Raw genomic sequence first — 13543 nt, forward strand, 5'->3', positions numbered from 1 at the left:
ATAAAAATAAAAGAACGGCGGACTGCATAACACTGACAATTCTCAATATGAAGACCAATGTGGTGAATGATTTATATTTGTGGCAAATTTTTTGCAAAACTATGACCATGAGAAAGATTTTAAGTGTTTTAGCGGCTTTGTTTTTCGCTTTGGGATTTTCCCAGAAACTCGACAATATCCAATCCGGTGAAGAGTTAAATTACCGGATTCATTATGGTTTGCTTAATGCAGGTACGGCGACTTTGACCACTTTGCAGACGACTTACAAAGGACAGCCGCATTTTTATGTTCGCGGTTATGGCAAGACAACGGGTGCAGTCCGTGCTTTTTTCAAAGTTGAAGATGTTTATGAAAGTTTCATCAACACCAATACCGGTTTACCGAGCTTTTATGTGAGAAATGTAAAAGAAGGCGGTTACACCCAACATTTGGAAACGGTTTTTAACCACAACAACCAAACCTTGATTCTGACAGATAAGGAAACTAATGTCTCTAAAAATTTAAACTCTGTAAAAGGAGTCCAGGATATGCTTTCTGCATTTTATTACCTGCGAAGTTTGGACAGGAGTGACCTGAAAGTGGGAAGTGTAAAAAAACTGAATGTTTGGATTGACGACGAGATGTTCCCGTTTCAGCTGCGGGTTGCAGGAGTTGAAAACGTGCGAACCAAATTTGGCACAATCAGCGCTTTGAAAATCGTGCCGCAAGTAATCAGCGGGAGGGTTTTTAAAGATAAAGAAGGCGTAACATTATGGGTGACCAACGACCGGAATTATGTGCCGGTTCTTATCCAGGCGCAATTGGCGGTCGGTTCCCTTAAAGCGAGCATTGATTCCTACAAGAATGTGAAATATCCTCTAAATTTTTCGAGATAGTTAAAATAACAAAAATCCGTTTCAGTTTAAGAAACGGATTTTTTTATTTAAGGACTGGTCTTTTAAAAAAATTACAGAATAGAACTCTGTAATTTTCGTTTAAATGACCGTTTGTGTTTTTAGAATCTTTTAGTGATTTCTTTGGTACAAAGTAACGGCGGATTTATCAGTTAACAATACAAATTCTCTGGAAATACTTCGCTATCCTTGTAGAGATTTGTCTACAAGAACTAAGCGTACACGAAATAAAATGATACGGCACAATGCTGAATAGTGGTTGTTTACCGTATTTACAATACTGTCTATTTCTTTTTTAAACAAATCAGGAGTGATGGTTCTCCCGTGTTTTTACAATAATTACGGTGCTGTCTTTCACTGCTTCTTTTCCCTTGATCGCATCACCAATTCTCCCAAACAGCCCTTTCTTTTTTACGAAATCAGTATAAACCATAGTTTCTACCTTAAACGGCTCAATACTTGGAACAAAATCATACTTTGTCAAGGTTGGAAGCTTTTCACGGATTTTGAAATCAGACTTTGTTGAAACCTGTTGAGTGGAATCAATCTGAACTTTCAGTTGTTCAAATTGTGCTGAGTCTCTCTTGATCTTCGTAACAACATTTTTCAGCCGAGGGTTCTTGTTTTTTAGAATTTCAATGCTGTCTAAGTTTTTGGTAAACTGGTTTACCGACTGAAAAAATAATTCCAGGTTTTTCTTGTCTTTGCTTTCAAGATATTTCTGATAATGGCCGTGAGAATGAAGAAGCTCTTTTTGGGAATTGTCGGTCAGTTTCTGCAGCAATTGCAGGTTATTGAGTTGGCTATGGATAAAGGAAAGGTTTTTCTTACCGAGATACTCGTTATAAAACAAGCCCGCTAAGACAATCTGAATGAGCAAGATACAAACGATTAAGGAATAATGTACTACCCTCCTGTACTTAAAACTCTGCATTTATTAAAACAGCAATTTTGAACCTCTTTCTACAAATTAAAGAAAAAAAACAATTAATAAAGTAAAAATAAAAAAAATCCTGCATGTTTTTTATTTGCAGGATTGTAATTATTATGAAAATCATTCTAAAAGTTAAACTGTTCCAGCATCCGCTTGTCGTTTTCGAAGAACATTCGGATGTCGCTCATTTGGTAAAGAAGCATTACGATTCGCTCGATTCCCATTCCGAAAGCGTAACCCGAATATTTATCGGCATCGATGTTGACATTTTTCAAAACAGCGGGATCCACCATTCCGCATCCCATAATTTCAAGCCAACCCGTTCCTTTGGTGATTCGGTAATCGGTTTCGGAATTCAGTCCCCAATACACATCGACTTCCGCACTTGGTTCTGTGAATGGGAAATAAGAAGGCCGCATTCTGATTTTTGACTTCCCAAAAAGTTCGGTGGTAAAAAACTGTATGGTCTGCTTCAAATCTGCAAAACTCACCTTCTCATCGATATAAAGTCCCTCAATTTGATGGAAGATGCAGTGTGACCTTGAAGAAATTGCCTCGTTTCGGAAAACCCTTCCCGGGGAAAGAATCCTGATCGGCGGTTGGTTTTCTTCCATATAACGAATCTGCACCGAAGAAGTGTGCGTCCTGAGCAAAATATCGGGATTCGTTTCGATAAAGAACGTGTCCTGCATATCTCTCGCCGGATGATATTCCGGAAGATTCAGCGCGGTAAAATTATGCCAGTCGTCTTCGATTTCGGGTCCGTCAGCAACTGCGAAACCAATGGATTTAAAGATTTCGATGATTCGGTTCTTCACCAAATTGATGGGATGCCTTGTTCCTAATTCCGACGGAAATCCAGGTCTCGTTAAATCCTCTTTTTCAACGATAATGTTAGAAGCGGTCGCGTTTTTAAGCTCGTCGAGTTTGGATTCCACTGCCTGTTTCAGCGTATTGATTTTCTGACCGAATTCCTTTTTCTGGTCATTCGGAACCTCTTTGAACTTGGCAAAAATATCGTTAAGGATTCCTTTTTTTCCATTGAACTTAATGCGGAACTGCTCAATCTCCTCTTTATTCGAAGAAGTAAAGTTGGCTACCTCAACCAATAATTCGTCAATCTTTTCTAACATTTCTTTAAATAATTGAATGGCAAAAGTACAATTTTTCGCACGAAATTTAGTGCTTGATAAAGTCTAAAAATTGGTCGATCGCATTTTTCCTATGACTTATTTTGTTTTTTTCTTCCGGCTTCATTTCCGCAAAAGTGATCTCGTGATCTTCGGGTACAAAGATCGGATCGTAGCCGAAACCTTTTTCACCACGGATGTTTTCGGTGAGGTTGCCGTAAACTCTCCCCTCGAAATAATGTGTTCCGGATTCGTCAACAAGACACATCACCGTTACAAAATATGCTTTTCGGTTATTTTCGTCTTTAAGCTCATCCAGAACTTTTGCCATATTTTTTCCGAAATCGTGATTTCCTGCGTAACGGGCAGAATAAATCCCTGGTCTTCCATCAAGAGCTTCCACCACCAAACCTGAGTCGTCGCCGAGTGAGGGTTTCCCTGTTTTTTCGAAACAGTATTTCGCCTTGATCAAAGCATTTTCGTGAAAAGTAGAACCGTCTTCAACAATCTCGTCGTGAATATCGTAATCCGTGAGCGAAGTAACCTTGAATTCATTTCCCAGAATCTGCTGGATTTCTTCTTTCTTGTGTTCGTTGTGGGTAGCGATGAGAATTTCCTTCATTTATAGTGAATAATTAAGAATTAAAAATGAATAATTTGGGGATCGGTAGTTTCGATTTTGGCAACATCAACTTTCGGAATAATGAACGCGGTATTTCTTCATAAAGAGATAGCAGAAAAAGGAAAATAGCACAATTCCAATTGCTAAAATCGCATACTGTGAAATGTGGAAAGTCTCGGAAAAACTCTCAGTATTTCCATAGAAAATCAAAATTGATGAACAGAGGTTATTGAAAGCGTGCAGCAAAATCGGCATCAGTAGAGATTTAGTCTTATAATAAACCAATCCCAAGACGCAGCCCAGAAAAACCGCGCCCACAAATTGCCAAGGATTTCCGTGCACAATCCCGAAAACGACAGACGAAATCAAAATTGCAGACATCGGTTTCATCCCTTTGTTAATGAGCCCTTTCTGGATAATTCCCCTGAAAACGATCTCTTCAAAAACTGGCGCCATAATCACTGCAAGCACAATCATTGTGGCTTTGTCTTTCGTCATCTGTTCCATCATCCTCGAGAAAAAATCGTAGTACGGACCGAAGAATGAACCTGTTACTGGAATCTGCGAGGTAATGAATTCCGCGATAAACATCATTCCGAGCATCATCGGAAAAATAAGCAGATAGGTGACGAAATTGGTTGATGATAAATTAAAGTTCAGCTTCCTACCCGTTTGCGGACGGTACACAAAATAATCAAAAGCGAAGATCGCCCCCAAGAATCCGGCGGCGTTCGCAATCATTAAATATAAATCCTGGTACTGAAAATTCTCTTTAAATACAAACATCGCGAAAACGTTGAAAGTCGCAACAATCACGCTTCCCACGATCATTCCGCCGATTAAAGCCATTGCACCTTTCCAGTCGAAGATGAATTTTTTGTTTGGAGAAACCTCTGGCATTGAAAATAATTTCCCACAAATATAATTTTTTTTAACCACCCCGTCAATTCCTTCGTCATTGACACCCCTCGAATGGAAGGGAATGAAACCCGCTTTCAAATCTCACAAAAAAACACGATTTTTGCACCCATAAAAATCAGTATGTCAGATTTAATCAAAGAAATAGAGAAAAGGAAAACTTTCGGAATCATCGCGCACCCCGATGCTGGAAAAACCACTTTAACCGAAAAATTGTTGCTCTTCGGAGGAGCGATTCAGGAAGCGGGCGCAGTGAAATCCAACAAAATAAAAAAGGGGGCGACTTCCGACTTTATGGAAATCGAGCGACAGCGCGGAATTTCTGTGGCAACCTCGGTTTTGGCGTTTGAATATAAAGGAAGAAAAATCAACATCCTCGATACTCCCGGTCACAAGGATTTTGCGGAGGATACCTACAGAACTTTAACTGCGGTAGATTCCGTAATCGTCGTGGTGGACGTTGCCAAAGGTGTGGAGGAACAAACCGAAAAACTCGTACAGGTTTGCCGGATGAGGAATATCCCGATGATCGTCTTCATCAACAAACTCGACCGTGAAGGAAAAGATGCTTTCGATTTATTGGATGAGGTTGAACAGAAATTAGGTTTGACAGTGGTTCCGCTTTCTCTGCCGATTGGGATGGGAAGCGACTTTCAGGGAATTTACAATATTTGGGAAAACAACATCCAACTCTTCCTGGAAGAGAAGAAACAAAAAGTTGGTGAATCCATCAAGTTTGACGATCTCAATGATCCGAAAATTGACGAACTGATTGGCGAAAAAGCCGCTTCAACTTTAAGAGAAGAACTGGAGCTGATCCATTCCGTGTATCCAGAATTTAACCGCGAAGATTATATGAACGGTGATTTGCAGCCCGTATTTTTTGGTTCGGCGCTGAATAATTTTGGAGTAAGAGAATTGCTTGATGCCTTCATCGAAATCGCACCAATGCCGCAACCAAAGGAAAGCGACGCCAGAATTGTGAAACCAGAGGAAAAAAACTTCAGCGGTTTTGTGTTTAAAATCCACGCGAATATGGATCCGAAACACCGTGACCGTCTCGCTTTCGTGAAGATTGTTTCGGGAACCTTCAAGAGAAATGAAAATTATCTTTTGGTAAGGGAAGGCAAAAAAATGAAGTTCTCCTCTCCTAACGCTTTTTTCGCGGACAAAAAAGAAATTGTTGACGAAAGTTTTCCGGGAGATATTGTGGGACTTCACGACACCGGGAATTTCAGGATCGGCGATACATTGACAGCTGGAGAAAAAATCCAGTTCAAGGGAATCCCGAGTTTCTCGCCTGAACATTTCAGATACATTAACAACGATGATCCACTAAAGGCGAAACAGCTTGCGAAAGGAATCGACCAGTTGATGGATGAAGGTGTGGCACAGCTTTTCACACTGGAAATGAACGGCAGAAAAGTGATCGGAACAGTTGGCGCGCTACAGTTTGAGGTGATCCAATACCGACTCGAACACGAGTACGGAGCGAAATGTACGTATGAACCGCTCTCCATCCACAAAGCGTGTTGGATCGAGGCGGACGAAAAATCGGAAGAGTTCAAAGAATTTGCCCGCTTGAAACAGCGATTCATGGCAAGAGATAAATATGGACAACTGGTTTTCCTCGCGGATTCGTCATTTACCATTCACATGACCCAGGAGAAGTTTCCGAATGTGAAGCTGCATTTCATCAGCGAATTCAGTTATGAGTGATTTGATGGGTGATGAGCGATATTAAATAAATGAAATCTTCAAAGTCTTTTGGAGATTTTTTTTGTAAACTTCAGGCAAAACAATTTCCAAAACGCTGCTTTCCTGAACATTGAAATCAAAGGATTTACTTTTCATGATGGATGGGAATACATTTTGATTCCTTAATTTAGTTTTAACATTAAACCAAAAAATGAAGAATTTTTTTCTAATACCCGTCGTTGCTCTTGCAGCGGTTTCTTGCGACAAAACCACGATTCAGCAAACGACCGACAATATTAAAAGAGCCGATTCCCTTTTTACCAAAGCCAATGACGGGCTGAAAACATTGGACTCCATCTCGAAAACCATCAACAAATCGGATGGAATCACCAGAAAAGTTATCATCCCAGAAATCGAAAAGCAGAAAAAAGCGATCGATTCCACAATCAAATCAGGGGGCTGGAAAATTGATTCCATTAATAAAGAAATCGAGAAAATCACCAAAAACGTAAAAACCGGAACCGCGGTGGTAAAAACTTTGGACTCTGCGAAAAATGCTTTGAACAAGGGAGAAAATCCGCTCGTCGTACTGACAAAAACTGCCGACAAGATTCTAAAACAGACGAAGACTACAGAGCAAACTCCTCAACCTCAACCTCAACCTCAACCTCAACCTCAATCTCAACCTCAATCTCAACCTCAACCTCAAGTTCAACCGCAGGTTCAACCGGAGAAAAATCCTTTGGTAAAAAATGCGAAACTGGAAGTTCAGATAGAAAATCTCTCGGACTCGAAAGCGATTTTAAGACAGAGAATCCGTGACAACAATGCTGATTTGGTTTCTGAAAATTTCAGCCAGAACGAGGGAATCCAGAAAGAATTCATTACCGTGAAAGTTCCGCTTCAGAATTTTGAAAACCTGGTGAGCGGAATTTCGGGATTGGGCGAAGTTCGGATGAAAAATACCTCCACCGAAGGAACAGACTATGTTTACGGACAAATGTGCGATGTGGAAATCACCTTGACTCAGAACGAAAAAATCGCAGACATTCCTCCTGCGAAAGAAGAAAAAACCGAAACTTTCGGCGACAAATCTTCGGGCGCGTTCATGAGCGGCTTCAAAGTACTCGGCGACGGATTACTCTTTCTGCTCCCTTTTTGGCCGCTGTTCCTCATCGTCGGACTCATCTGGTTTTTCATCAATAGAAATAGAAGGAAAAGGGAACAGAGGGAATTGGAAAGGCAGCAAAAACTGCGTCGCGATCACTCTTTTGACACAGCTGTAAAGAACGATTCACCCGAAACAACTTCGGAAAACACGACGGAAAATAAAGGAGAAAACGACGAACCCGACTACTCGAAATATCTGCCGAAAAAATAAACATTATGGCTTTCCAAAAAAGGAAAGCCATTTTTGTTGAAATTGGGAAATAAATTTTTCATTTCATATCTTCGTTACTGATTTTGCCGAACGTCGCAATTGGCTCGAAATATAATTCGGAAAAATATTCGTCCGGAAAAGACCTTTATGAAAATAGATCTGTACACCGTCATTGCAATTATTGCCTTTATCACCCTTTTTATTGGGTTGGTTATCTATTTTTTTCAGCATAAATTTTTCTTTCATCCCGAAAAACTTCCTCCCGATTTTAAATTTGCATACGACCACCTTAAAGCCGAAGAAGTCACTGTCGAACCAGAACCGGGAGCGAAAATCAATTATCTTCACTTTATTGTTGACCATCCGAAAGGGGTCGTTATTTACCTGAAAGGCAATACCAAAAGCATCAAAGGTTGGGGAAAATTTGCCATCGATTTTACACGGCTCGGTTACGAAGTGATTATGATGGATTACCGCGGATTCGGGAAAAGCACCGGCAAACGTACTGTTGAAGCCATGAAGCGAGACTCGCAGTTTATTTACGACCTTGCCAAGAAAGAATACTCAGAAGAAAAAATAATCGTTTATGGGCGAAGTCTTGGTTCTGGTTTTGCTGCACGACTCGCTTCCAGGAACAATCCGCGAATGTTGATTCTCACCTCACCACTTTATTCACTGTTGAGGACAATTCATCGCTATCTTCCATTTATGCCTGCAAAACCGTTCCTTAGATACAATATTCCGACCTTTCAGTATTTGAAAAGTGTTCGCTGCCCTATCAAAATCATTCACGGAAGCGACGACAATCTGGTTCCTCTCAGTACTGCAGCAGATTTGTCAGAAATCAATCCCGAACTGACGCGACTTTACGTCATTCTACGTGCGGGACATATCAACATTCATCAGTTTGAGGAATACCATCGGGTGATGGAGGAAATTTTCGAGGAGCGAAAAGTAATCATCGATGCAGAAAAAACGAGTCTGGGTTATTCGCACCGAAAATAAGCTGGAAAACCATAATTAATTTTGTTCTTTCGTAGGTACTATTTCTTATTACAGGTACTTATTTCTATTTTTTTGGTACTTGAGATTACGCTCTCAATAACCTCATTCAAGAATATATTAAAATTATTCAGAAATCAATAGAAATTTTCAATATTAAATTTTCACAATACCTTACTTCGTATTATAATTTATTGTACTTTTATCATTAATTCTCAGAAAAAAATATTCTTTTTTAAACAATCAAGGGAAGATGCCGAAAATCCCGAAAAGAGTAGGTAAAACCAAATTACTTGTTTTATGAAAAATTTTTTACTTTCGATGAAGTCGTTACTTCTCATGGTCTGCATTTCAATCTTTGCAGCCAATTCTGTAAATGGGCAGGTCCTGCTACATGACAATGGACCTGTATTCAATGTACCCGGCCCACCGCAATTAAGTGTCTTACAGACAAACATCGGACTATCTGTTTACGGGCCAAATGCATCAAAAACTGCTGGATATACTGTAGCAGATGATTTCGTTCTGACCGCCGCGACGGACATTGGTCATTTTGAGTTTTACTCTTATCAAACTGGCGCAACCTCTGCAACAATTAATGCGGTTTATCTCCGAATTTACAATGGAAGTCCGGCAAGTGGAGGAACAGTAGTTTGGGGCGATCTTACGACCAATAGACTTTCATCTGCTGTATTAACTGGTGGATACAGAGTTCTGGACACCAACCAAACTGACACAACAAGACAGCTTCAACTGATCAAAGCAAACACTCCCGGACTAAACTTGGCAGCTGGAACTTATTGGGTGGAAGTACAATTTGGGGGATCAGCAACCAGTGGTCCATGGGCACCGCCAATCACCATCACAGGACAAACTACCACCGGAAACGGACTGCAATACGATCCGGCTGCAGCCACTTTTAATCCGTTAAATGACGGCACTTTCCAACAAGGGTTACCATTTAGAGTTTATGGACCTATGACAGCATGTACAGGTGTTCCAAATGGTGGTACTGCAGTTGTGACTCCAACTGAAGGAATGCCTGGCTCTGCCTACGTCGTTTCTGCGACCGGATATTCAGAAAATCCCGGACTTTCTTACCAATGGCAGTCCAATACCAACAATGCCGGTTGGATTAATGAAGGATCGGCAACCAGCTCTTATGCTGCTTATAATGCTACCGCACCTGCAAACATGGGCGATGCAGTGCAATGGAGATTGCAGGTAACCTGTACCGCAACCAGTGATGTTGCCTACTCTACAGTAGCAAATTTCACTGTTGCCCTCGTTTATTGTACACCAACCGCGACTACTAATGACGCAACAGGTTTGACCAATGTGACGTTCAATACTATCAATAACACTACTGCTTCTACAGCAGCTTATTCCAATTATTCGGCAATGACCACTACGGTAATGCCTGGATCTACCCATAATTTAAGTGTCCTGGTAAATACCGCGGGTAATTACACTGTAAAGACAAAAGCATGGATAGACTGGAGCGGAAATGATCAAAACTTCACCAGTGCAACTGCTTATGATTTAGGAACCATTGTAAATAATGCTAATGGAGCTCCGAGTTTGAGTCCGGTTGCCATAACAATTCCTGCGGGACAAGCTGCCGGTTCGTACAGAATGAGAATCCGTGCTGTATATGGTTCAACCGCTGTTCCTGTTCCTTGTGGAAATCAAAACTGGAGTGAAGCGGAAGACTACACCATCATCGTTGGTTCACTTGCAGTGAATGACAGTGGACTAAATCAAGCCGTTCAAATTTATCCTAACCCAGTTGTCGATGTGCTCAACGTGAAAGGATTTAATTTGAAAACTGTTCAGATATTTGACATCAGTGGTAAAAAAGTTGATGTAAAAATTGACGGAAACGTGATTAACACTAGTAAACTTCAAACCGGAGCATATGTGATTCAAATGACAGATGCTAACGGAAATGTAGTTACCAGAAGGTTTAACAAAAAATAAATTTCTTTCAATTATCAATTCTCAACATGCGGCTTTGTGCCGCATGTTTTTTATTCCCATATTTCTCAATTCTTCCGTAAATTTGTCAAATGTCCGAACTCATCAAATATTTTCAAGAGAAGGTGGTTTTTTTACCGGTAGTTTTGCCGGATCACCACACTTTCGATTTTGATGAAAACTTCGAAGAACATCTTCTCGAAACCCCCTTTGACGGAAAAATAAACATCCTTCATTTTAAGATTAATGAGCCAAAAGGTGTGATTCTCTATTTCCACGGAAATGCAGATAACCTCCACCGTTGGGGAAGAATCGCAGTAGAGTTCACCAAGTTTGGCTACGATGTTCTCGTGATGGATTACCGTGGCTACGGAAAAAGCACCGGTCCCAGAAATGAAAAATTCCTGTATTCCGACGCACAGTTTTTCTATGATTTTGGTAAAGAAAAATATGGCGAAGAAAACATCGTTGTGTACGGAAGAAGTTTAGGTGGTGCATTTGCTACAAAAGTTGCTGGTGAAAACTACCCGAAAATGGTGATTCTCGAAGCAACTTTCTACAATCTTCAAGACATTGTAAACCGATGGTTACCCGGAAAAGTAACGGACCGAGTTTCGCCGAAAATGACTTACCATTTCCTTTCAAATGAAAATATCCTTAAAGTAAAAGTTCCTCTATATCATTTTCACGGAACGAAGGATTTCACCGTACCACTGAAATCGGGCAGAAAACTTTTTGAAGCTTTTAAAAACAGACATCCAAAAATCCCCAAAAAATTTATCGAAATCAAAGGTGGAACCCACGATGATTTAATTAAATTTGAAGAATTTAAAACGGAACTGGGAAAAATCCTTTAGAAGTACGAATTACGGAATACGAATAACGAAATAGAAAATACGAGGTACGAACTTGAAACCTGAAACCTGAAATGCGAAGCATTCACGAACTCAAATAAAAAAAATAAGAAAATTGTGAGTAAACTCGAAACTCGAAACAAACTTCAAACAACTTCAAACAATTTCAAATATTATCAAATATTATCAAACAATCTCAAATAACCTCAAATAACCTCAAACCCCCTCGAATGCTCGATTTCTGCGCCATCGATTTTGAAACCGCCACTCAAGAACGGAATTCCGCCTGTGAAATGGGAATCTGCGTCGTGGAAAACGGCGAGATTGTGAAGACAGAAACCTGGCTGATCAAACCGCCGAGTTTCCCTTACTTTCACCCACGAAACATCGAGGTGCACGGAATTACTCCAGAAGATGTTGTGGATGCACCGACTTTTGAAGACATTTGGCACGAAGCCGAAAATTTGATGTACGGAAATTTGATGATTGCGCACAATGCCGCATTTGATGCGGGGGTTTTGCGTGGGTGTCTCGATTATTACGGTTTCTTCAAACCGAAACTCAATTACCTTTGCTCTATTTCTTTGGCGAAAAAATCCTGGAAAAACCTACCAAGATATGGACTGAAAACTTTAGCAGATCACCATCACATTTCCTTTAACCACCATCGTGCAGGAGCCGACGCCGAAGTCTGTGCAAAAATCTCACTTCTGGCGTTCCAAAATTTAATGGTTACCAGAAATGAGGAAGTTCAGGAAGTGATGAAGAAAAGCGTGAAGTTACTTTAGTCCAAATTGTTATATTCAATATTTTCCGGCTGAAGCACCTCTTCGTTTTTCACCTGGTAAGGAATATTTTGCAGGATGTATTCCAGCTATAATGGCCACTTTTTTTCCGGTGCACTGGATTCAGTTCTGCAGATTCACGAGTTCGCCCTGAAGCAATTTCAGCTCTTCCTCGTAATAATACTTTTCGAGTGCCGCGTCGTATTCTGGATTACTTTCGCGATTTCTTTCCAGAAAATCCAACAGTTCCGTCTTCGAGCTGATGTTTTGAAAATCTACTTTTCCTGTCATTTGTATTTCTTTTTTACCTATTTAAAGTTAGTCAGAAATCAAAAAAAATCGGAAACAGAAGGAGATGATTTTTGGCATTTTTCAAGAGAAAAAAGTGGATAGGAAAGTTTTGCGCAATTCTTAATTTCGGAATTTTAATTAAATAGCTGATTGCTTTTGAAACACCTTCTATAAAATAGATTTACCTGTTAGCAGAAATCGCATCCAAGAACAACGCTAAAAAATCTCAAAAAAAAATTGTATTCAGATAACTTTTAAGTTAACTTTGCATGATGAATTTTGAGAGGCAAATAATTTTCCATAAACAGTATTTTGTTGAGTTTTATTTGGAACAAGACGAAAAAGTGCAGGAGAAAATTGAATTTGTTTTCAAAATTGTTCGAACAGTTCAAAATGTTCCAAAGAAGTTTTTACTATGGCTGAAACTGACGGACTTTATGAAATAAAGGTTGAATTCAAAAGCAACATTTACCGAATTTTTTGTTGTTTTGACAAAGGTAATTTAGTCGTTTTGTTCAATGCTTTTCAAAAGAAAACTCAAAAGACACCAAAAAAAGAAATTGCTTTGGCTCTTAAACTGAAAGATGAATATTTTAATTCAAAAAATTAGAAAAATGGAAAATAAGATAAAACAAGCGAAAAGTTTTGATGAATTATTGGACATCAAATACGGCAAAATTGGAACTGAAAAGCGTGATCATTTTGAGGAAAAAGCACAATATTTTGTGATTAGCGAAATGCTTAAAGAATCTCGCAGGGAATCAAAAATGACTCAAGAACAACTCGCTGAGAAAGTGGGAACCAAAAAAAGTTACATTTCAAGATTAGAAAACGGAAAATGCGACATTCAACTTTCTACGCTTTACAGAATTTTTGAGTTTGGACTTGGAAAAAAAATCAATTTGCTAATTAGCTAAAAAAAGGACTTCTGCAAATATCGTAACTGTTGCCGACGCTCCTCCCCTCTCCGAAGTTTGCAACTTCGGAGGTTTAGTTTAGTATTTGACAATTTTCGCACGTGGGAGTTGGGAAACTTGTGTATATTTACATATAGATGG

General features: G+C 39.7%; 14 protein-coding genes. 9 read left to right on the top strand and 5 right to left on the bottom strand.

Annotated elements, in window-relative coordinates:
* The first annotated feature begins 107 nt into the window (after positions 1 to 107).
* Positions 108 to 875 (top strand): DUF3108 domain-containing protein, encoded by a 768-nt coding sequence (locus MTP09_RS09245; RefSeq protein WP_243548131.1) that lies wholly within the window; start codon positions 108 to 110, stop codon positions 873 to 875.
* 322 nt (positions 876 to 1197) lie between these two features.
* Here the strand turns inward: MTP09_RS09245 and MTP09_RS09250 are convergent, their stop codons facing one another.
* The 4 genes from MTP09_RS09250 to MTP09_RS09265 form a co-directional block, all read right to left on the bottom strand.
* Positions 1198 to 1827: a hypothetical protein gene (locus MTP09_RS09250; protein WP_243548132.1), complete on the bottom strand. Its 630-nt coding sequence runs from the start codon at positions 1825 to 1827 to the stop codon at positions 1198 to 1200.
* A gap of 125 nt (positions 1828 to 1952) precedes the next feature.
* Positions 1953 to 2960 (bottom strand): phenylalanine--tRNA ligase subunit alpha, encoded by a 1008-nt coding sequence (gene pheS, locus MTP09_RS09255; RefSeq protein ID WP_243548133.1) that lies wholly within the window; start codon positions 2958 to 2960, stop codon positions 1953 to 1955.
* A 46-nt stretch (positions 2961 to 3006) separates the two neighbouring features.
* Positions 3007 to 3579: an RdgB/HAM1 family non-canonical purine NTP pyrophosphatase gene (gene rdgB, locus MTP09_RS09260; RefSeq protein WP_243548134.1), complete on the bottom strand. Its 573-nt coding sequence runs from the start codon at positions 3577 to 3579 to the stop codon at positions 3007 to 3009.
* A 66-nt stretch (positions 3580 to 3645) separates the two neighbouring features.
* A complete protein-coding gene (locus MTP09_RS09265; RefSeq protein WP_243548135.1) occupies positions 3646 to 4479 on the bottom strand; it encodes a CPBP family intramembrane glutamic endopeptidase in 834 nt (277 codons plus the stop codon).
* Positions 4480 to 4620: 141 nt separating this feature from the next.
* Here MTP09_RS09265 and MTP09_RS09270 point away from each other — a divergent pair, with 141 nt between their 5' ends.
* From MTP09_RS09270 to MTP09_RS09295, 6 genes are all read left to right on the top strand, one after another.
* Positions 4621 to 6216 (top strand): peptide chain release factor 3, encoded by a 1596-nt coding sequence (locus MTP09_RS09270; protein WP_243548136.1) that lies wholly within the window; start codon positions 4621 to 4623, stop codon positions 6214 to 6216.
* A gap of 190 nt (positions 6217 to 6406) precedes the next feature.
* Positions 6407 to 7576, top strand: coding sequence for a DUF4349 domain-containing protein (locus MTP09_RS09275; protein WP_243548137.1), 1170 nt, complete (start codon positions 6407 to 6409; stop codon positions 7574 to 7576).
* A gap of 147 nt (positions 7577 to 7723) precedes the next feature.
* Complete coding sequence (locus MTP09_RS09280; protein ID WP_243548138.1) at positions 7724 to 8581, top strand: alpha/beta hydrolase; 858 nt, start codon at positions 7724 to 7726, stop codon at positions 8579 to 8581.
* A 297-nt stretch (positions 8582 to 8878) separates the two neighbouring features.
* A complete protein-coding gene (locus MTP09_RS09285; protein WP_243548139.1) occupies positions 8879 to 10558 on the top strand; it encodes a GEVED domain-containing protein in 1680 nt (559 codons plus the stop codon).
* An 89-nt stretch (positions 10559 to 10647) separates the two neighbouring features.
* A complete protein-coding gene (locus MTP09_RS09290) occupies positions 10648 to 11412 on the top strand; it encodes an alpha/beta hydrolase (RefSeq protein ID WP_243548140.1) in 765 nt (254 codons plus the stop codon).
* 227 nt (positions 11413 to 11639) lie between these two features.
* Entirely contained in the window at positions 11640 to 12197 is a 558-nt protein-coding gene (locus MTP09_RS09295; RefSeq protein WP_243548141.1) for a 3'-5' exonuclease, read from the top strand.
* A 120-nt stretch (positions 12198 to 12317) separates the two neighbouring features.
* Here MTP09_RS09295 and MTP09_RS09300 read toward each other — a convergent pair whose 3' ends face one another.
* Entirely contained in the window at positions 12318 to 12485 is a 168-nt protein-coding gene (locus tag MTP09_RS09300) for a hypothetical protein (protein ID WP_243548142.1), read from the bottom strand.
* Between the two features lie 415 nt (positions 12486 to 12900).
* Here MTP09_RS09300 and MTP09_RS14455 point away from each other — a divergent pair, with 415 nt between their 5' ends.
* Both MTP09_RS14455 and MTP09_RS09310 read left to right on the top strand, forming a co-directional pair.
* Positions 12901 to 13095, top strand: a complete 195-nt coding sequence (locus MTP09_RS14455; protein ID WP_317618757.1) for a type II toxin-antitoxin system RelE/ParE family toxin — start codon at positions 12901 to 12903, stop codon at positions 13093 to 13095.
* Entirely contained in the window at positions 13070 to 13402 is a 333-nt protein-coding gene (locus MTP09_RS09310) for a helix-turn-helix domain-containing protein (protein WP_243548143.1), read from the top strand. Before MTP09_RS14455 ends, MTP09_RS09310 begins: the two co-directional genes overlap by 26 nt.
* Positions 13403 to 13543 lie beyond the last annotated feature (141 nt).

The organism is Chryseobacterium suipulveris, assembly GCF_022811685.1.
GTDB classification, from domain to species: domain Bacteria; phylum Bacteroidota; class Bacteroidia; order Flavobacteriales; family Weeksellaceae; genus Kaistella; species Kaistella suipulveris.